General features: G+C 63.4%; 16 protein-coding genes. 14 read left to right on the top strand and 2 right to left on the bottom strand.

Annotated elements, in window-relative coordinates:
* The first annotated feature begins 3 nt into the window (after nucleotides 1-3).
* The 13 genes from AC1VON_RS06865 to AC1VON_RS06805 all read left to right on the top strand — a co-directional run bounded on the left by AC1VON_RS06865 (nucleotide 4) and on the right by AC1VON_RS06805 (nucleotide 15,043).
* Nucleotides 4-867 carry a bifunctional allantoicase/(S)-ureidoglycine aminohydrolase gene (locus AC1VON_RS06865; RefSeq protein WP_483121129.1) on the top strand — a complete coding sequence of 288 codons (864 nt, stop codon included), beginning with the start codon at nucleotides 4-6 and terminating at the stop codon, nucleotides 865-867.
* Nucleotides 868-878: 11 nt separating this feature from the next.
* Complete coding sequence (locus AC1VON_RS06860; protein ID WP_172347337.1) at nucleotides 879-1,370, top strand: ureidoglycolate lyase; 492 nt, start codon at nucleotides 879-881, stop codon at nucleotides 1,368-1,370.
* A gap of 64 nt (nucleotides 1,371-1,434) precedes the next feature.
* Nucleotides 1,435-2,028 carry a nucleoside deaminase gene (locus tag AC1VON_RS06855; protein ID WP_483121127.1) on the top strand — a complete coding sequence of 198 codons (594 nt, stop codon included), beginning with the start codon at nucleotides 1,435-1,437 and terminating at the stop codon, nucleotides 2,026-2,028.
* Between the two features lie 95 nt (nucleotides 2,029-2,123).
* The gene (locus tag AC1VON_RS06850; protein ID WP_483121125.1) at nucleotides 2,124-4,109 is read left to right on the top strand and encodes a CocE/NonD family hydrolase; all 1,986 of its coding nucleotides are present in this window, start codon (nucleotides 2,124-2,126) and stop codon (nucleotides 4,107-4,109) included.
* A 154-nt stretch (nucleotides 4,110-4,263) separates the two neighbouring features.
* Nucleotides 4,264-5,850: an ABC transporter substrate-binding protein gene (locus AC1VON_RS06845; protein ID WP_483121123.1), complete on the top strand. Its 1,587-nt coding sequence runs from the start codon at nucleotides 4,264-4,266 to the stop codon at nucleotides 5,848-5,850.
* A 16-nt stretch (nucleotides 5,851-5,866) separates the two neighbouring features.
* Entirely contained in the window at nucleotides 5,867-6,826 is a 960-nt protein-coding gene (locus AC1VON_RS06840; RefSeq protein WP_483121122.1) for an ABC transporter permease, read from the top strand.
* A 10-nt stretch (nucleotides 6,827-6,836) separates the two neighbouring features.
* Nucleotides 6,837-7,661 carry an ABC transporter permease gene (locus tag AC1VON_RS06835; protein ID WP_483121120.1) on the top strand — a complete coding sequence of 275 codons (825 nt, stop codon included), beginning with the start codon at nucleotides 6,837-6,839 and terminating at the stop codon, nucleotides 7,659-7,661.
* Nucleotides 7,661-9,331 (top strand): ABC transporter ATP-binding protein, encoded by a 1,671-nt coding sequence (locus tag AC1VON_RS06830; RefSeq protein WP_483121118.1) that lies wholly within the window; start codon nucleotides 7,661-7,663, stop codon nucleotides 9,329-9,331. The genes AC1VON_RS06835 and AC1VON_RS06830 overlap by 1 nt, the downstream gene beginning before the upstream one ends.
* 173 nt (nucleotides 9,332-9,504) lie before the next feature.
* Nucleotides 9,505-11,094 (top strand): ABC transporter substrate-binding protein, encoded by a 1,590-nt coding sequence (locus AC1VON_RS06825; RefSeq protein WP_483121116.1) that lies wholly within the window; start codon nucleotides 9,505-9,507, stop codon nucleotides 11,092-11,094.
* Nucleotides 11,095-11,191: 97 nt separating this feature from the next.
* Complete coding sequence (locus AC1VON_RS06820) at nucleotides 11,192-12,031, top strand: alkaline phosphatase family protein (RefSeq protein WP_206681889.1); 840 nt, start codon at nucleotides 11,192-11,194, stop codon at nucleotides 12,029-12,031.
* A 342-nt stretch (nucleotides 12,032-12,373) separates the two neighbouring features.
* A complete protein-coding gene (locus AC1VON_RS06815) occupies nucleotides 12,374-12,940 on the top strand; it encodes a sigma-70 family RNA polymerase sigma factor (protein ID WP_483121114.1) in 567 nt (188 codons plus the stop codon).
* Nucleotides 12,937-13,605, top strand: a complete 669-nt coding sequence (locus AC1VON_RS06810) for an anti-sigma factor (RefSeq protein ID WP_483121112.1) — start codon at nucleotides 12,937-12,939, stop codon at nucleotides 13,603-13,605. The genes AC1VON_RS06815 and AC1VON_RS06810 overlap by 4 nt, the downstream gene beginning before the upstream one ends.
* Nucleotides 13,595-15,043, top strand: a complete 1,449-nt coding sequence (locus AC1VON_RS06805) for a S8 family serine peptidase (RefSeq protein ID WP_483121110.1) — start codon at nucleotides 13,595-13,597, stop codon at nucleotides 15,041-15,043. The genes AC1VON_RS06810 and AC1VON_RS06805 overlap by 11 nt, the downstream gene beginning before the upstream one ends.
* A gap of 94 nt (nucleotides 15,044-15,137) precedes the next feature.
* Here AC1VON_RS06805 and AC1VON_RS06800 read toward each other — a convergent pair whose 3' ends face one another.
* Nucleotides 15,138-16,484: an NAD(P)/FAD-dependent oxidoreductase gene (locus AC1VON_RS06800; protein WP_483121108.1), complete on the bottom strand. Its 1,347-nt coding sequence runs from the start codon at nucleotides 16,482-16,484 to the stop codon at nucleotides 15,138-15,140.
* A gap of 166 nt (nucleotides 16,485-16,650) precedes the next feature.
* A complete protein-coding gene (locus tag AC1VON_RS06795) occupies nucleotides 16,651-17,673 on the bottom strand; it encodes a substrate-binding domain-containing protein (RefSeq protein ID WP_483121106.1) in 1,023 nt (340 codons plus the stop codon).
* 363 nt (nucleotides 17,674-18,036) lie between these two features.
* Here AC1VON_RS06795 and AC1VON_RS06790 point away from each other — a divergent pair, with 363 nt between their 5' ends.
* Nucleotides 18,037-19,392: an ABC transporter substrate-binding protein gene (locus AC1VON_RS06790; RefSeq protein WP_172347346.1), complete on the top strand. Its 1,356-nt coding sequence runs from the start codon at nucleotides 18,037-18,039 to the stop codon at nucleotides 19,390-19,392.
* Nucleotides 19,393-19,544 lie beyond the last annotated feature (152 nt).

Genomic DNA, 19,544 nt, shown 5'->3' with positions numbered 1-19,544 from the left:
ACCATGGATACGATCAGGATGCCCGAGCGAACCTATTATGCGCCGCATGGCGGCCATTCCGGCCAAACCGAGTTGCTGACCGGCCGAGCCGTCTTCACCGAGGCCTATGCCGTCATCCCCAGGGGCGTGATGCAGGATATCGTCACCAGCGCCTTGCCGTTCTGGGACAAGACCCGCGTCTGGATCCTGTCGCGACCGCTGTCCGGCTTCGCCGAGACGTTTTCGCAATACATCGTCGAGGTCGCGCCCGGCGGCGGCAGCGAGCGGCCGGAGCCCGATGCCGGCGCCGAGGGCGCCCTGTTCGTGGTCGAAGGCGAATTGACGGTCATGCTTGCCGGCAAGAAGCATGTCTTGCGACCGGGCGGCTTTGCCTTTCTGCCGCCGTCCAGCGGCTGGACAGTTCGCAACGAAAGCACGGCTGATGTCCGATTCCACTGGATTCGCAAGGCTTACGAAGCGGTCGACGGTCTCGATACGCCTGAAGCCTTCTTCACCAACGAGCAGGATATCGCGCCTTCGCCGATGCCTGGCACCGAAGGCCGCTGGGCCACGACACGCTTCGTCGATCCGGCCGATTTGCGCCACGACATGCACATGACCATCGTCACGCTCGAGCCCGGCGCCGTCATTCCTTTCGCCGAAACGCACGTGATGGAGCACGGGCTCTATGTGCTGGAAGGCAAGGCGGTCTATCGCCTCAACCAGGACTGGGTCGAGGTCGAGGCCGGCGACTATATGTGGCTGCGCGCCTTCTGCCCGCAGGCCTGCTATGCCGGCGGCCCCGGCAAATTCCGCTATCTGCTCTACAAGGACGTCAACCGGCACGCCAAGCTCGGCGGGGCTGGCATCGGCGGTCGCTCGCGGTGACCCGCCCCATCTTGGCTCATATCGTCGCGCGGCCGCTGACCCGTGAGGCCTTTGCCCCCTTTGGCGATGTGATCGACATGGGCGGGGACAACCACTACCCGATCAATGGCGGCAAGGCTGAGCGCTACCATGACCTGGCGACCGCCGAGGCGGCGGGACCGAACGCGCGCGTGCTGATCTCCATGGTGCGCGGCACGCCTTACGAGATGCCGCTGAAGCTCACCATGGTCGAGCGTCACCCTTTCGGCAGCCAGGCCTTCATTCCGCTGTCGCCGCGCCCGTTCTTGGTCGTCGTCTGCCATGACGGCAAGGAGGGGCCGGGCGAACCGCATGCCTTCATCACCGCGCCGGGACAAGGCATCAATTATTCCCGCAACCTCTGGCACGGCGTGCTGACGCCACTCGGCGAAGCTCAGGATTTCCTGATCGTCGACCGTGGCGGCGACGGCTCCAACCTCGAAGAATTCCATTTCTCGCACGCCTACGAGATCCATCTCCCTTGATTTTGCGCATGTCGCCACCCCAAAACCGGGGGCACTTTGGCCGGCATGCAGCAGGAGACCCGTCATGACCGACATTTCACTGATCGACCGCCTGCTCGACGTCATCGAGCACGACATCGTGCCGAAGACGGCGGAAGGTGTCGCCCACGGCAACAAGCTGTTCGGTGCGGCGATCCTGCGCAAGGACGACCGTTCGCTGGTGCTGGCGGAAACCAACAACGAGATCGAAAACCCGCTCTGGCATGGCGAGGTGCATTGCCTGAAGCGTTTTTACGAAATGCCCAGGGCTGAGCGTGTCGACACCAAGGACGCGCTGTTCATCGCCACGCATGAACCCTGCTCGCTCTGCCTGTCGGCGATCACCTGGACCGGCTTCGACAATTTCTACTACCTCTTCAGCCACGAGGATTCGCGCGACAGTTTCGCCATCCCGCATGATCTGAAGATCTTGAAAGAGGTCTTCACCCTCGACCCCGGCGGCTACAATGCCGAGAACGCCTACTGGAAGAGCTTCTCCATCCGCAGGATGGTGAGGGCGCTGCCTGAGGCCGAACGCCAACGGCTGGAGACGCGCATCGGCGCGATCTCGGCACGCTATGACGAGCTGTCCGAAGTGTACCAAGCGAGCAAGACCGAGAACGACATTCCGCTAAATTGAGAGAATGAAGCGGTAGCAGCACAGGTCGCATATTTCGCTGCTCCAGTCGCGAATGGCGATTGAAAGTTGCCGTGCCGCGGGGCGTTATGCGCACCATGAAAACCATCACCGAATTCCCCTGCAAAGTCGTCGAATTTCCTGATATGGGCATCGTCATGCCGGATGGGTGCCGGCTGTCCGCGCGGGTGTGGATGCCGGAAGATGCCGGCGACGATCCGGTGCCTGTCATCCTCGAGCATCTGCCCTACCGCAAGCGCGACGGCACCATCTTTCGCGATCAGCTGACGCATCCCTATTTTGCCGGCCACGGCTACGCTTCGATCCGCGTCGACATGCGCGGCAATGGCGATTCCGAAGGGCTGATGGACGACGAGTATTCCGAGCAGGAATTGCAGGACGCCTGCGACGTCATCGCCTGGGCGGCGGCTCAGCCCTGGTGCAACGGCAATGTCGGCATGATGGGCATCTCCTGGGGCGGCTTCAACTGCCTGCAGGTGGCGGCCAAGCAGCCGCCTGCGCTGAAGGCGGTGATCAGCCTGTGTTCGACCGTCGACCGCTATGCCGACGACATCCACTACAAGGGTGGTTGCCTGCTGATCGAGAATTTCGGCTGGGCCTCGACGATGTTGTCCTATTCGTCGCGGCCGCCGGATCCGCTGATTGCCGGCGACAACAGATGGCGGGACCTGTGGCTGACCCGGCTGGAGAACCAGTCGTTCCTTGCACCGCTGTGGCTGAAGCACCAGCACCGCGACGCCTACTGGAAACGCGGTTCGATCTGCGAGGATTTTTCCGCCATTCATGCCGCCGTGCTGTCGATCGGCGGCTGGCATGACGGCTACCGCAACACGATCTCGCACCTCGTGACCAACATCGAGGCGCCGGTAAAGGGCATCGTCGGTCCGTGGATCCACAAGTATCCGCATTATGCCGGCCCCCAGCCGGCCATCGGCTTTCTGCAGGAGGCCCTGCGCTGGTGGGACCATTGGCTGAAGGGCGCCGAAACCGGCGTCGAGAACGATCCGGCCTACCGCGCCTATGTGATGGACAGCGTGCGCCCGGCACGTTGGCACCCGGAGCGGCCAGGCCGCTGGGTGGCCGAGACAGAATGGCCCTCGCCCACCATCAAGATCCAGACGATCGATCTGCTCCCCAAGGGGAGCCAACCTGCCATCGTCGCCTCGCCGCAGAATTGCGGCCTCGCCGGCGGCGAATATTTTCCATTCACCTTCGGACCGGAATTGCCGGGCGACCAACGCCCCGACGATGCGCTGTCGGTCTTTTTTGATCAGCCGCTGCTCACTGAGGCGATCGACATCGTCGGCGCGCCGGAAGTTGAGGTCACGTTCTCTTCCGACCGCCCACAGGCCAACATCGCGATCCGGCTGTGCGACGTGCATCCCGACGGCGCTTCGGAGCTGATCTCCTACGGCGTGCTCAACCTGACGCACCGTGCGTCGCACGAATTCCCGCAGGCGCTGGTGCCGGGCCAAACCGTGTCGGCGCGCGTCGTGCTCGATCAATGCGCCTATCGCGTGCCGGCGGGCCACCGGCTGCGCATCGCGGTATCGAACGCCTACTGGCCTGTCATCTGGCCCTCACCGCAGCCGGTGCAACTCGCCTTGTCGGCAGCGACGCTGGCCCTGCCGCTGCGCCCGCCGGCGACAGGCGACGAAACGACGTTCGCCGAGCCGGAAGGTGCTGCGCCCTGGGCCACGGAAACGGTCCGGCCCGCCAATTCCGAACGCCATGTCGATCGCGACGAAAAGACGGGGATCGTCACGCTTTCCATATCTGATGATTTTGGCGAGGTGCGCGATCTCGATCATGGCCTGGTCAACGGCAGCATCGCCCGCGAGACCTGGGCGATCCATCCCGACGATCCGCTGTCCGCCTCGGGAAAAACCCATTGGACCCAGACCCTGTCGCGGAATGAATGGTCGGTCCGCACCGAGACATGGGCAGAGATGCGGTCGGACGCGGAAAACTTCATCGTCAGCGCCAGAATCGAAGCCTATGAGGGTGAAAAAATCGTCTTCGAGCGCAATTTCGAGGAAAAGATTCCACGCGCGCTCGTTTGAGATCCCAAGACGTTGGTCCAAATGCGACGTACGATTTACGCCACGGCATGTCGCATTCGGTCTTGCTTACGGCGTTGGCTTACCCTCATTATTCAGGGAGAATTAAAAACAAAAATCGACCGTAAAGTCGAACCAACAGAGTGAGGAACTCAATATGTCAAACGAACTGGAATTCCTTAGCCGGCGTGTTGCGGCGGGCAAGCTGAGCCGTCGTGACTTTCTCGGCAGGGCGGCGGCACTCGGCATCACCGCACCTTTCGCCAACTCGCTTCTTTCAAGTGCGGCGCGCGCGGCAGGCCCGATCAAGGGCGGCACGCTGAAAGCCGGCCTGGTCGGCGGTGAATCCACCAACAGCCTCGATCCGGCACTGATGATGACGCAGGTGCCGTTCGCCTTCGGCAAGTGCTGGGGTGAAATGATCGTCGAGCTGTCCCCCGACGGCAAGCTCGAGAATCGCATCGCCGAAGACATCGGCTCATCCAAGGACGCCAAGGTCTGGACGCTGAAGATCCGCGACGGCGTCGAGTTCCACAACGGCAAGACCGTGACCGCCGAGGACGTGGCCGCCACGCTCGAGCGCCATTCGGACGAGAAGTCGAAATCCGGCGCGCTCGGCTACATGAAGGGCATCGAGACCATCAAGGCCAGCGGCAAGGAAGTGGTGCTGACCCTGAAAGAGGCCAATGCCGACCTGCCCTACCTGCTCAGCGACTATCACCTGATCGTCCAGCCCAATGGCGGCAAGGACAAGCCCGATGCCGGCATCTCGGCCGGCCCGTACGTGGTCAAGACCAACGAGCCCGGCGTGCGCCATGGCGGCGAGCGTTTCGCCAACTACTGGCAGGGCGACAAGATGGGCCATGCCGACCAGATCGAAGTCATCGTCATCAATGACGCGACGGCGCGCACGGCGGCCCTGCAGGGCGGCCAGGTCAACATGATCAACCGCGTTGAGCCGAAGATCGTCGACCTGATCAAGCGCGTGCCGGGCGTGACCATCCGCAACCATGCGGGTCCGGGCCACTATGTCTTCATCATGCATTGCAACACGGCGCCGTTCGACAACAACGACCTCAGAATGGCGCTGAAGCTCGCTATCGATCGCGAGGAGATGCTGACCAAGGTGCTGCGCGGCTATGGCTCGCTCGGCAACGACTTCCCGATCAACTCCGCCTATCCGCTGTTCACCGAGATCGAGCAGCGCAAGTACGATCCCGACAAGGCCAAGTTCCACTACAAGAAATCGGGCCATGACGGCACCGTGCTGCTGCGGACCTCGGACGTTGCCTTCCCCGGCGCGGTCGATGCCTCCCAGCTCTTCCAGCAGAGCGCGGCCAAGGCCGGCATCAAGATCGAGCTTAAGCGCGAACCCGGCGACGGCTACTGGAACGAGGTCTGGAACAAGCAGCCTTTCTGCGCTTCCTACTGGGGCGGGCGTTCGACGCAGGACCAGATGTACTCGACCGCCTATCTGTCGACCGCCGACTGGAACGACACGCGCTTCAAGCGCCCGGACTTCGACAAGATGGTGCTGGCGGCGCGCGCGGAACTCGACGAGGCCAAGCGCAAGCAGATGTACCACGACATGGCTGTGCTGGTGCGCGACGAGGGCGGCCTGATCCTGCCGATGTTCAACCAGTTCATCGACGCCACCGGCGCCAAGGTCGATGGCTGGGTGGACGATCCGCACCAGGAACTGATGAACGGCTACGCCCTGGCGAAGTGCTGGCTGCAGGCCTGAGTCCGGCTTTGCAGAGATGTCTTCACCCATCCTGAAACTAATCGCCCAGCGCATTGCGCTGGGCATCCTCCTTCTGTTGGCCATATCGGTCCTGATCTTCGCCGGCACCCAGATCCTGCCCGGCGACGTCGCACAAGCCATTCTGGGACAATCGGCGACACCGGAGTCGCTCGCCAATCTGCGCGAGCAGCTCGGGCTGAACGATCCGGCCTATGTCAGGTATTTCCATTGGCTCGGCGGTGTGCTGACCGGCGACCTCGGCACGGCCATGTCGAGCGGCCAGGATATCGCCACCTCGATCAAAGGCCGGCTGTGGAACACGCTGTTCCTTGCCTTCTGGGCGGCGATCGTGGCGGTGCCGCTGGCGATCATCCTCGGCCTGATCGCCGTGCGCTACCGCAATGGCTGGGTCGACAAGCTGATCTCCGGGCTGGCGCTCGCCTCCACCTCCTTCCCCGAATTCTTCATCGGTTATCTCCTGGTCTATTTCTTCGCCGTGAAATGGCAGATCTTCCCCGCCATCTCGACCGTCTATGACGGCATGCCGTTCGGCGAGCGGATGCAGGCCATCGCGCTTCCGGCGGCGGCGCTCACCCTGGTGGTGCTCGCCCATATGATGCGCATGACCCGCGCGGCGATCCTCAACGTCATGCAGTCGGCCTATGTCGAGACGGCGGAGCTCAAGGGCCTTTCGGCCTTCGCGGTCATCCGCAAGCACGCCTTCCCGAACGCGATCGCGCCGATCATCAACGTCGTCATGCTCAATCTCGCCTATCTCATCGTCGGCGTGGTCGTGGTCGAGGTGATCTTCGTCTATCCCGGCATGGGCCAGTATCTGGTCGACCACGTCACCAAGCGCGACGTGCCGGTGGTGCAGGCCGTCGGCCTGATCTTCGCCGCCGTCTACATCAGCCTCAACATCATCGCGGACATAGCGGCGATCGTCGCCAATCCGCGTCTCAGACATCCAAAGTGAGGGGGCGGGCATGCTCGATATAAAACGCATCCCCATCCCCGCGCTGATCGGCCTGGTGCTGACCGCCCTGTTCGTGCTGGCGGCGGTCTTCGCACCGTTGATCGCCCCGCACGGCAATGCCGAGATCGTCGGCGACGTCTGGGAGCCGATGTCGGCAACGCATTGGCTGGGCACCGACAATCTGGGCCGTGATCTCTTGTCGCGCATGATCTACGGCGCCCGCATCACCCTGTTCATCGCCGTGCTGGCCACCGCGCTGTCCTTCTCGCTCGGCGCCATACTCGGTTTCTCGGCGGCGGTGTTCGGAGGCTGGTTCGACACGATCCTGTCGCGTCTCGTCGACCTGCTGATGTCGATCCCGACGCTGATCATGGGCCTGGTCGTGCTCTCCGTGCTGCCGACGAACCTGGTGACGCTGATCCTGGTCATGGGCATCCTCAACTCGACACGCGTCTACCGCCTGTCACGCGCGGTCGCCGTCGACATCAACGTCATGGACTATGTCGAGGCGGCAAAACTGCGCGGCGAAGGCAGTGCCTGGATCATCTTCCGCGAGATCCTGCCCAATGCGCTGTCGCCACTGGTTTCGGAACTCGGCCTGCGCTTCATCTATGCGGTGCTGTTCCTGTCGACGCTGTCCTTCCTCGGCCTTGGCGTGCAGCCGCCGGACGCCGACTGGGGCGGCATGGTCAAGGAGAACAAGGACGGCATCGTCTTCGGCATTGCCGCCGCGCTCATTCCGGCGGGAGCGATCGCGGCGCTCGCCATCTCGGTCAACCTTGTCGCCGACTGGATCCTCAACCGCACGACAAGCCTGAAGGGAGGACGCGGGTGATGGCCGACAGCAAAGCGAAACCCGGACAACCCAAGCCAGGCGTGCTGCTCGATATCAGGAACCTGCGAATCGAGGCCACGGTGTACCCGCCCGGCGAGGCGCCAAAGAACATCGTGCTGGTGCACGATGTCTCGCTGACGCTGGAAAAGGGCAAGGTGCTGGGCCTGATCGGCGAGTCCGGCGCCGGCAAGTCGACCATCGGCCTGTCTTCCATGGGCTATGGCCGCGGCGGCGTGCGCATCACCGGCGGCGAGGTGATCCTCAATGGCCGTGACATCCTGAAGGGCGGCAAGGAAGGCTTCCGCAAGCTGCGCGGCCGCGAGGTCTGCTATGTCGCGCAATCGGCGGCCGCCGCCTTCAATCCGGCGCACCGGCTGATGGACCAGGTGGTGGAAGCCACGCTGCTGCACGGCACGGCGACACGCGCCGAGGCCGAGAAGCGAGCGGTCGCGCTGTTCAAGAAGCTCAGCCTGCCAAACCCCGAAACCATCGGCGAACGCTTTCCGCACCAGGTCTCGGGCGGCCAGCTGCAGCGGGTGATGACGGCAATGGCGCTGTGCTCGGAACCGGACCTGATCGTCTTCGACGAGCCGACGACGGCGCTGGACGTGACGACGCAGATCGACGTTCTGGCGGCGATCAAGGATGCCATCCGCGACACCCATGTGGCGGCGCTCTACATCACGCACGACCTTGCCGTGGTCGCCCAGGTCTCCGACGAGATCATGGTGCTGCGCCACGGCCGGCTGGTCGAATGGGGCGGCACAAGGCAGATCATCAAGGAGCCGCGCCAGGAATACACCAACGCGCTGGTCTCGGTGCATGAGATAGAACATTCCGAACAGAAGCCGGGCGCGACGCCGTTCCTGTCGGTGAAAAATGTCACCGCCGCCTATGGCGGCGGCCAGGTCAAGGTGCTGAAGAACGTTTCGGTGGATATCTATCCCGGCCAGACGCTGGCCGTGGTCGGCGAGTCCGGCTCCGGCAAGTCGACGCTTGCGCGCGCCATCACCGGACTTCTGCCGCCCGAGCAGGGTAACATCACCTTCGATGGACGCCCGCTGGCCAACCGGCTTGCCGACCGGCCGAAGGAGGATCTGCGCCAGTTGCAGATGATCTACCAGATGGCCGACGTGGCGATGAACCCGCGCCAGACCGTCGGCACCATTATCGGCCGCCCGCTAGAATTCTATTTCGGCATGCGCGGCCGAGAACGCGACAAGCGCGTTGCCGAACTGCTCGACGAGATCGAGATGGGCAAGGGTTTCCTCGACCGCTATCCGGCCGAGCTTTCGGGCGGCCAGAAGCAGCGCGTCTGCATTGCCCGCTCGCTTGCCGCCAAGCCGAAGCTGATCATCTGCGACGAGGTCACCTCGGCGCTCGACCCGCTGGTGGCCAATGGCATCCTGAAGCTGCTGCTGAACCTGCAGCAGCACGAAAAGGTCGCCTATCTCTTCATCACCCACGACCTGGCGACGGTGAAGTCGATCGCCGATTCGATCGCGGTGATGTATCGCGGCGAAGTGGTGCGCTACGGCTCGAAGAGCAAGGTTCTCACACCGCCCTTCGATGCCTATACGGACCTTCTCTTGTCGTCGGTTCCGGAAATGGAGATCGGCTGGCTGGAAAAGGCCATCAAGGGGCGGCGCATGGCCAGCGCGGGGAACTGAGCAATTCAGGAGGGCGAGCGGGTTTTCCGCCCGGAATTGCGTTGAAACAAAGGGATGGACTGAAGCGGCTGGCTGGGGAGCGACCATCGTCATCAGCATGCAACACTAGGGCGCCACACGTCCTTCCGGACGGGCGCCGCTGGTGTGACGTTATTTTCAACAAGGGGTAGGACATGAAGACTGAACTCGACCATCTCGCTGAGCTCGCCGGCCAGGGCCGGATATCACGCCGCGACTTCCTTGGCCGCACCGCGGCGCTGGGTGTGTCGGCGGCGCTGGCAACGACGCTGGCCGGGAAAGCCTTCGCACAGACGCCGGTCAAGGGCGGCATCCTCAAGGCCGGCCTGCAGGGCGGCGAATCGACCAACAGCCTCGATCCGGCGCTGAACCTCAGCCAGGTCACCTACAGCTTCGGCAAGCAGTGGGGCGAATATCTGGTCCGGCTGATGCCGGACAACAGCCTGACCAACATGATCGCGCAGGAGATCGGCGCTTCCAAGGACGCCAAGACCTGGACGATCAAGGTGCGTGACGGCATCGAGTTCCACAATGGCAAGACGGTGGCAGCGGAAGACATCGCAGCGACGATCGAGCGCCATGCCGACGAGAAGTCCAAATCCGGCGCGCTCGGCATCCTCAAGAACATCAAGGGCGTCAAGGCGAGCGGCAAGGAAGTCATCGTCACGCTCGGCGATGCGGACGCCGACTTCCCCTACCTCATGGCCGACTACCATCTCGTCATCCAGCCGAATGGCGGCAAGGACAATCCGAATGCCGGCATCAGCGCCGGCCCTTACAAGGTCACCGTCAACCAGCCCGGCGTGCGCCATGGCGGCGAGCGCTTCGCCAACTACTGGCAAGGCGACAAGCTGGGCCATGCCGACCAGATCGAGATCGTCGTCATCAATGACGCGACGGCGCGGCTGGCCGCGCTGCAGGGCGGCCAGGTGCACATGATCAACCGCGTCGAGCCAAAGGTCGTCGACCTGGTCAAGCGCATCCCGGGCGTCACCATCGAGAACGTGTCGGGCAAGGGCTACTATCCGTTCAACATGTTCTGCGACACGGCGCCGTTCGACAACAATGACCTTCGCATGGCGCTCAAGCTCGCCATGGACCGCGACGAATTGCTGGAAAAGATCCTGCGCGGCTACGGCTCGGTCGGCAATGACTTCCCGATCAACGAAGCCTACCCGCTGTTTTCCGCTGACATCGAGCAGCGCAAGTTCGATCCGGAAAAGGCGGCGGCGCTCTACAAGAAGTCGGGTCACAGCGGCTCCATCCTGCTGCGCACCTCCGACGTCGCCTTCCCCGGCGCCGTTGACGCGGCCCAGCTTTACCAGCAGAGCGCCGCGAAGGCCGGCATCAAGATCGAGATCAAGCGCGAGCCGGGCGACGGCTACTGGTCGGAGGTCTGGAACAAGCAGCCCTTCTCGCTCTCCTACTGGGGTGGGCGCGCCACGCAGGACCAGATGTATTCCACCGGTTACGTTTCGACCGCCGACTGGAACGACACGCGCTTCAAGCGGCCGGAATTCGACAAGATGCTGTTTGCGGCGCGCGGCGAACTCGACCAGGCCAAGCGCAAGGCGATCTACCACGACATGGCGGTGCTGATGCGCGACGAAGGCGGCCTGATCGTGCCGTTCTTCAACCAATTCATCGATGCCGCCGCCACCAACAAGATCAGCGGGTTTGCCAAGAGCCCTATCGGCGAAATGATGGACGGCTACGCGCTTGGCGAGTGCTGGCTCAACGCTTAGTCGAACCCTGCCTGCCTGATTCACGTGTAAGAACGCCGTGTGCCCGAAACGGCACACGGCGTTCCCGTTTCAACTGCCAGACATAATGGAGCTGCCCATGGCGCTCAAATCCAAACTTCTGCTGATCATCCTCGATGGTGTTCCCTACAGGAACTGGCGCCGGCTGATGGGCAATCTCGAGGGCTGGGTGCAATCGGGCGAGGCACGGGTCTGGAAGATGCGCTCGGTGCTGCCGTCGACCTCAGCCTGCTGCTATGCTTCCATCCACACCGGCGTGTCGCCGCAGGTGCATGGCATTCTTTCCAACGAGAACCGCTTCCGGGTCGCGCAGCCCGACATCTTCTCGGAAGTCAGCAAGGCCGGCGGCAAGACCGGCGCTGTGACGCACTCCTACTGGTCGGAATTCTTCCGGTCCTATCCGTTCGACCTGGTCGAGGACATGGAATATGACGAGCCCGGTGGTCCGATCACGCATGGCCGGTTCCACACCATGACCGGCTACAATGCGCGTAACCAGATGACGCCGAGCGACGTCGACCTGTTCGCGACGCTGACCATGCTGACGAAACGCCACGGCATCGACTACGGCATCCTGCACACATGCACGCTGGACTCGATGGGCCATCGCTTCGGCCACGACTGCCACGAGATGGACCATGCCGTCTATGCGATGGACGGCATGCTGGCAGCCTTCCTGCCGGGCTGGATCGAAGCCGGCTACGAGGTCATGGTCACGGCCGACCACGGCCAGACCGACCGTGGCCACCATGGCGGCCATGACGACGAAATGCAGGATTTCGCGCTGTATTATTTCGGTTCGGCGAAAGGCCCCGAGGGCGACACGCTGCTCGACCAGTTGCAGCTGGCGCCGACCGTGTTGAGCCGGCTCGGCGTGCCGGTGCCGGCGACGATGAAGGCGAAGACGTTCTTGGGGTGAGAAGCGGTCCGCGTGGCGGAAGAAAAGCCAATTGCTTGGCTTTTCGAGCTTCGAACGCCCCCTGAGCTTGCGAAGGGCCGGGTAAGCGTGGATTCGGCGCTCGCCGCCGATTCTAATAACGGTGCTGGAGAAACGCCGCGCCGCGGGCCTTACACCATGGCATCGGGCGTCGTCACTTCAATCCACAAGTCATGGTCGATTGACCGCCTCCGGCGGGACGCTCGTCACCCTCTGGCCACGTCCGCACTCTTCGGTTAGCCTCCGCGAATTCCTTGGCGGAGGATGAACCTTTTTGGACCGATCAGCGACAGAGCAGGCAGGAGCCAGGCGGCTCGACCGGCCATGACGGCAGCGACGGATACCGATCGCGCGCTTGTCGACCGGGTCGCGAAGGGCGACCGTGCCGCCGTGCGGCTCCTGTTCATGCGTCACCACGCGCGGGTATACCGCTTCGTGGCGCGCCAGACGGGATCGGAAATGATGGCTGACGATATCGCGAACGAAGTCTTCCTCGAATTGTGGCGACAGGCGCCAGGCTTCGAGGGACGCTCCGAAGTCTCGACATGGCTGCTCGGCATCGCCCGGTTCAAGGCGCTGTCCCTGCTGCGCAAGAAGAAGGACGACTGGATCGACGATGAGGCCGCTGCCGCGGTGCCCGACAGCGCCGACACGCCGGAGGTCGTCACGATGAAAGAGGACAAGGCCGCCGCCTTGCGCCGCTTTGTCGATGCCTTGCCCGAAGAGCACCGCACGGTGATCGACCTTGCCTATTATCACGGACAGTCGGTGACCGAGATCGGCGAGGTGCTCGGCATCCCGGTCGCGACCGTCAAGACCCGGATGTTCTACGCCCGCAAGAAACTCGGAGAGGCCCTCAAGGCCGCCGGTTACGACAGGGGGTGGCCATGAGCGCCGCTGAAAAAATGTCGCGCCGCGACGAAATGGAAACGCTGCTGCCGTTCTACCTGAACGGCTCGCTGGAAGGCTCGGAGCTGGAAGCCGTCGAAGAATGGCTGGCGACAGATCCAGCCGCAATGGCAGCCCTTGGCGAGGCGGAGGCCGAATTCTCCGGCGTATCTGCCGCCAATGAGGCGATCCGTCCACCGGCCGATGCGCTCAGCCGCTTCGCCAGGGCACTCGACGCCGAAGCGGGACCGGCACGGGCACCGGCAGGCTCCTCCTGGCTGGCGCAGGCCTGGGGGCGGTTCATGGCGGTGCCGGTCGGTGTCGCCTGGGCCACGGCCGCGGTCTTGCTGGCCCTGATCGCGGTGCAGTCCCTGGTGCAGCCCGGCGGCAAGGGCAAGGACTTCGAGATTGCCGGCGCCCAAGACGACCTGGCGAAAATGCCGTTCGCGCTGGTCAAGTTCAAGCCGGATGCGAAGATGTCCGATATTTCGGGCTTCCTCGGCAGCAGCGGGTTGAAGGTCATTGGCGGACCGACCGCCGATGGTGTGTTCCAGCTCGGCATTCCCGCGGCCAACGCAGCCGATTACACCAAGCAGCTCGGCCTTATTGCTGCCCAGCCGTTCACCGAGACTGTGATCGAGGGAAGGAAACCGGCTGATGGCGGCTGAGGCGGTCATTCGATTTGCGGTGATCCTTGCGGCGGCGATGACAATCGCCGCAGTGCCTGCATCGGCACAGACCAACGACACCACTGGCGACCAGACAAAGATCGACTGCCGCAACGGTACCAATGCGGCAGGAGCCGACTGCGCCAAGGACAACGAAAAGGACGGTGCGGGGGCGGCGCGGCCCGGCGCCGTCTTTCTTCCGGCCCTGATCGTCGACCTCTTTCCCAATCCCGCCGAAACTCCGGTGCCCGTGCCGACACCCGCACCGCGCCAGGATCCGGGTACGCCGCCGGCCGCCCCCGCCGATACGCAACCGGGAACCTCGGCCGGTGGGCCGATCGTTTCGCCCACCGATCTCATCGCCGTTCAGCCGCAGCGCGCGGTGGTGGGCGATTTCGTACCCGACGAGGTGCTGGTGACCGTCGACGGCGATGCCGGCGCCGTGCAGCAGATCGCCGCCTCCTTCGGCCTTCAGGTTCGTTCGCAGCGCCAATCGCGGCTGCTCGGCACCACGCTGGTGCGTTTCGGCATTCCCGACGGCCGCCCTGTCGGCGTCGTGCTGGCACAGCTTGCCGCCGACGGCCGCACGCAGCGCCGCGAGCCCAACCACATCTACTCGCTGCAGCAGGCCGCCGGCATCGTCAACTATGCCTTCGATCGCATCGCGCTCGACGCCAAGCAAGCCAGCGGCGAAAACGTTCGTGTTGCCGTTATCGATACCGGCATCGACGACACCAATCCGGCGCTGGCCGGCGTCATCGCCGGTCAGTTCGACGCAATGCCCGACGTGCCGATCGAAAAGCGCGACCATGGTACTTCGATCGACGGCCTGATCGCCGGCGTCGGCGCGCTTGGAGGCATGGCGCCGGGCGCCAGGATCTACCACGCCCGTGCCTTCGAAGGCGGCAAGTCGACCATGGACGTCATCCTGTCGGCACTCGACTGGGCGGCCGAGCAGAATGTCAGCATCATCAATATGAGCTTCGTCGGGCCGAAGAACGACCTGCTCGGCGCCGCCTGCCGCAATGCACGGGCACTCGGCATGGTGCTGGTCGCCGCCGCCGGCAATAACGGGCCGAAGGCACCCTATGGCTATCCGGCCGCCTTCGACGGCGTGATCGCGGTGACCGCGACCGACGCCAAGGACGCTCTGATGCCGCAGGCCAACCGTGGCGCCTATGTCTTCATTTCGGCGCCCGGCGTCGAGATGGTGGCGCCAAGCGGCGCCGGCTCCGATGTCGTCACCGGCACCTCGTTCGCGGCGGCGATCGTGAGTGGCGCCATCGCCAATCTCCTCCATGCCGCGCCCGGGCGCTCGGCCGACGACATCGAGAAAGCACTGGCGGCGACAGCGAAAGATCTCGGCCCCAAGGGGCGCGACAACGACTTCGGCTACGGACTGCTGGACATCAAGGCGGCCGAAGCGGCGAAGGAGTGAGCCTGGGCACCTACACCGGCTATCTGCAACGGCCAAGATGGGTGGATTGCGGTCGCCGACCTGCATGGCGATGGACCATGCTTGGCGCGCTCCCCTATAGAGCCGGCCCCAATCGAACGGCGCTTCCATCATAGAAGCGCGACAGCCGGAAGCGGCTGAGATCATGCCCAGTCTCGTTTCCCTGTATCATATCGGAAACGACGCGACCGATTCCTGGCCCGATACCGAACCCGTGACCACTCATGCCGGTCGCGACGAAAAGACCGCCGACCGCCTCCACGCGATCGACGACAGGGACGACATCGGGCATGGCGTCGATCATGCCTCCCCAGCCCGCCTTTAGCCGAAGCGTTTCGAACTGTGGAAAAAGGTGTTTGAAATTGCGTTCTACCGAACGGAGACCGGAGCGTTCGGCGGCTGGGTTGAGCACCCGCATCCTTTCGAAGGGGCTGCGGGAATCCGGTGCCCAGTCGCGCGGCGTCGACCAGCTGTCGGGGTAGCCTGACGGAGCGAACGGAAAGTAACGCGTTCCGAACGGATTGGCCATGAGGGCTGGAAGATACTTGGTGGCGTGCCGGAACGCGTCGGGCCCAACGTAAAGCAAATTACTGCCTCCCGGGGCGAGCGTGTATCCGCCATCCTGTCTGCGCCTGAACGCGATGTGGTCGTCGGCCGCCGCCCCGGAATAGATTTCGGGCAGGGGTTCCGTTGCGGCCACGGTTACCCTGACGCTGAGCTGAGGGACGGACACGCCGTGTCTTGCCAGGAGCAGGGATGACCAGGCGCCGCCCGCGACCAGCACGCTGGAGGTCTCAATGTACCCCGCCTCGGTCCACACTCCCTTGATCCTGCCCGCCGAGATTTCGAGGGTCCGCACTGCGCAATTCTCTACGATCCTGGCGCCTTTTCGGGCGGCAAGCCGAGCAAGCGCGGGCACCGCCAACCAAGGTTCCGCGCGCATGTCGGAGGGCGTCGTCATCGCACCCTTGAACCTGCGCGACATGCCCTTGATGAGTTTTGCGGTTTCGTCCGCGTCGAGGAGGCGTGTATCGAGTTCATGGATCGCGGCGATCTTCATGAATTCTTCGAAGCCGGCCATTTTCTTGTCCGAGCTTGCCAGGTAGGTCACACCTGTCTGGTTCAGACCGATGTCTTCGCCGCATTCCTCAGCCAGCTGCCGCCATAGGCGAGACGCCTCGATAACAATCGGCAGTTCACCCGCGTCTCGCCCCTGCTTTCGAATCCAGCCCCAATTTCGGGAGGACTGCTCGGCCGCTACGCGTCCTTTTTCCAGCAGCGTCACCGGAATGTTGCGCTGCGCAAGGAAAAGAGCGGTCGTTACGCCAATGATACCGCCGCCAACAATGACCACATCCGATGTCTTCGGCGGCGGACCGGCATGTCGGATTGGATCCGCTTCGGAGAACGGGAATATGGGCAAGTGGCGCATCCTGGGAGGAATGATCGATGGCTCTGGTTTACTGGTTGCCACCCTCCCAAAGCCAAATCAAGAGCAGACGCAGGCAGACCATTATCCCACGACACGGCAATCGATCGTCCGGCGATGTCCGCAAGGGCCGGCCTCACGGGACGATTGGGTCTATCTCCTACGCCGGCGCACCGGCGACCGAGCCCCGCACCACCAGATCGACCGGCCAGACCTCGCCGCGGGCGCCCTCTTCCAGGCCCGATATCCGGGCCGCCAGGCGCTCGGCGACGCGCTCGCCGGCGAGACGGATGGATGAGCGCGTCGTCGACAACGGTACGGAAAAATTTTCCGGCTTCAGCCAGGGGAAGACATCGTCATGGGCGATCAGCGAGACATCGCCGGGAATGGTGAGGCCGAGGTCGCGCACCGCGCGCACGACGCCCAGCGCCATGATCAGGCTTGAGCAAGCGATCGCCGTCGGCGCATCGCTCGCCTCAAGCAATCGCCTGGTGGCGCGATAGCCGTTTTCTTCGGTCATGGCCACCGAGCAGACGTGGCGCTCGCCGAGGGTCAGCCCGCTCGCGGCGAGCGCCCGGCGCACGCCACGCTCGCGATGGATGGCAAAGGTCTCGCGGTCGTCGCCATTGATCAGCGCCAGCCGCCGATGGCCGAGCTGGACCAGCAACCGCGCCGCCTCGTGGAAGGCGCCCTCATTATCGATGTCGAGATAAGGATAGTCGAAATCGAAGCCCTCGCTGCGGCCGTGGACCAGGTAGGGGATGCCGAGCGTGCTGACCAGCGCCACCCGGTTGTCCTGTGGCCTGGGCGACGAGATATAGACGGCATCGACCTGCCGGTTGGCGACGATGCGCCGGTAAGTGGTCTCCTGGTCGTCGGCATCGGCCGGCGACAGCACAAGATCAAGCTCATGCGAGCGGGCATAGTCGCCGAGGCCGGACAGGAACTCGACGAAATGCGGATCGATGTCGACGGCCGCACCCGTCGGCAGGACATAACCGATCATGCCGGACTTGCCGGTCGCCAGCCGGCGCGCGCTCGGGTTGGGGCGGTAGCCATGGCGCTTGGCGGCGTCCATCACGCGCCGGCGCGTTTCCTCGTTGACCTCCGGGTAGCCATTCAGCGCTCGGCTTACCGTGGTCTGCGAAAGCGCCAGCATATGCGCGAGCTGCTTGAGGTTCACAACGGTCTCCATTCCCTCAAAGCGCTTTTAAATTGAATCGACCCAAGCGCCACAGGGCCGCGAGGGCATCGACACAACCATAAGCGGGGTCGGGACCGGTTTGAAACAGAAAATTGCTGTTGCGTTGCCAAAAAGCATGCTGCGGTGCACTTTTTGACGCCAGAATCGGCGAGATTAAATCGATTAGCTAACCAAACCTCTTGACTTCCGGTCGATTCAGTGGCGAGATCAGGAAAGCCAAAGCGCTTTGGAAGACTCTTCGAAAGGTTGCGGTTCCCTTGCGACTGAGTCACAGTCCTGCGGCGTCGGCGGGCGGAATGGAGGTTCCGTCCGGTGTGTGTGACCCACTGGGAGGGAATACCGATGAAGAAAATGCTCTTGCTGGGTGCTGCGTTTGCCACGCTCGCCCTGAACGCGCCCGCGCATGCCGAACTGAAGTTCAAGCCGGGCGAGGACAAGCGTTTCAACTGGGCAAATTACGAAGACCTGAAGAAAGTCGATCTCAAGGGCGAGACCCTGACCATCTTCGGGCCGTGGCGCGGCGAGGACGAGGCGCTTGCCCGTTCGGTGCTCGATTATTTTGCCGAAGCGACCGGCGCCGAGGTGAAGTACTCCTCTTCCGAGAACTATGAGCAGCAGATCGTCATCGACACGCAGGCCGGCAGTCCGCCAAACATCGCCATCCTGCCACAGCCGGGCCTGATCCAGGACCTTGCTTCCAAGGGTGTCCTGACCCCGCTGGGCGACGACGTCGCCGCCTGGATCAAGGAGAACTACGCCGCAGGCGACTCCTGGGCAAAGCTCGGCACCTATAATGGCAAGGACGGCAAGCCGGGCTTCTATGCCTTTCCCTACAAGATCGACGTGAAGGGGCTGGTCTGGTACTCGCCCGACAATTTCGACGAAGCCGGCTACAAGGTACCGAAGACGCAGGAGGAACTGGCCGAGCTCGAAAAGAAGATTATCGCCGACGGCGGCAAGCCCTGGTGCATCGGGCTTGGCTCGGGCGGTGCGACCGGATGGCCGGCGACCGACTGGGTCGAGGACATCATGCTCAGGACGCAGCCGCCGGAAGTCTACGACAAGTGGGTCAAGAACGAGATCCCGTTCACCGATCCGGCGGTGGTCAACGCCATCGACATCTTCGGCAAGATCGCCACCGACGACAAGATGGTGGATGGCGGCGCCAAGGCAGTGGCAGCGACCGACTTCCGCGACAGCCCGAAGGGCCTCTTTATCGTGCCGCCGAAGTGCTACATGCACCATCAGGCATCATTCATCCCCTCCTTCTTCCCGGAGGGCGTAAAGCTCGGCCAGGATGCGGATTTCTTCAACTATCCGCCTTATGCCTCCAAGCCGGAACTCGGCACGCCGCTGGAAGTGGCCGGAACATTGGTCATGATCACCAAGGATTCCAAGGCATCGCGCGAGTTCATCAAGTTCCTCGAAATGCCGCTCGCGCATGAATTGTGGATGGCGCAGAAGAGCTTCGTCACGCCCTTCAAGGGTGCCAACAAGGATGCCTATGGCAGCGATGCGCTGAAAAAGCAGGGCGAGATCCTGGTCGGAGCGACGACGGTTCGCTTCGATGGTTCCGACCTGATGCCCGGCAAGATCGGCGCCGGCTCATTCTGGACCGGCATGATCGATCTGGTCGGTGGCAAATCCGCCCAGGACGTGGCCGCCGACATCCAGAAGAGCTGGGACGCGATCAAGTGACCAGCCCGGGCAAGTGACCAGCCCGGGCAGGTGACCAGCCCGGCTTCGGGTGCAATCCAGACTTTCCTAATCCTCATACCGAATCCGGGCCTCCGGCCCGGATTCACCGGCAGCACATGCCGGAAGCCTTTCGCGTTCGATTGTTCCGAATA

The sequence above is a fragment of the Mesorhizobium sp. HAY1-8B genome, assembly GCF_056868045.1.
This window is presented reverse-complemented; position numbering and strand designations above follow the sequence as displayed.

Coding starts and splice junctions, on each gene's coding strand:
- AC1VON_RS06835 (WP_483121120.1), top strand. CDS start 6,837: ATGCTCGATATAAAACGCATCCCCATCCCCGCGCTGATCGGCCTGGTG.
- AC1VON_RS06845 (WP_483121123.1), top strand. CDS start 4,264: ATGTCAAACGAACTGGAATTCCTTAGCCGGCGTGTTGCGGCGGGCAAG.
- AC1VON_RS06810 (WP_483121112.1), top strand. CDS start 12,937: ATGAGCGCCGCTGAAAAAATGTCGCGCCGCGACGAAATGGAAACGCTG.
- AC1VON_RS06840 (WP_483121122.1), top strand. CDS start 5,867: ATGTCTTCACCCATCCTGAAACTAATCGCCCAGCGCATTGCGCTGGGC.
- AC1VON_RS06820 (WP_206681889.1), top strand. CDS start 11,192: ATGGCGCTCAAATCCAAACTTCTGCTGATCATCCTCGATGGTGTTCCC.
- AC1VON_RS06865 (WP_483121129.1), top strand. CDS start 4: ATGGATACGATCAGGATGCCCGAGCGAACCTATTATGCGCCGCATGGC.
- AC1VON_RS06805 (WP_483121110.1), top strand. CDS start 13,595: ATGGCGGCTGAGGCGGTCATTCGATTTGCGGTGATCCTTGCGGCGGCG.
- AC1VON_RS06850 (WP_483121125.1), top strand. CDS start 2,124: ATGAAAACCATCACCGAATTCCCCTGCAAAGTCGTCGAATTTCCTGAT.
- AC1VON_RS06855 (WP_483121127.1), top strand. CDS start 1,435: ATGACCGACATTTCACTGATCGACCGCCTGCTCGACGTCATCGAGCAC.
- AC1VON_RS06815 (WP_483121114.1), top strand. CDS start 12,374: ATGACGGCAGCGACGGATACCGATCGCGCGCTTGTCGACCGGGTCGCG.
- AC1VON_RS06825 (WP_483121116.1), top strand. CDS start 9,505: ATGAAGACTGAACTCGACCATCTCGCTGAGCTCGCCGGCCAGGGCCGG.
- AC1VON_RS06830 (WP_483121118.1), top strand. CDS start 7,661: ATGGCCGACAGCAAAGCGAAACCCGGACAACCCAAGCCAGGCGTGCTG.
- AC1VON_RS06790 (WP_172347346.1), top strand. CDS start 18,037: ATGAAGAAAATGCTCTTGCTGGGTGCTGCGTTTGCCACGCTCGCCCTG.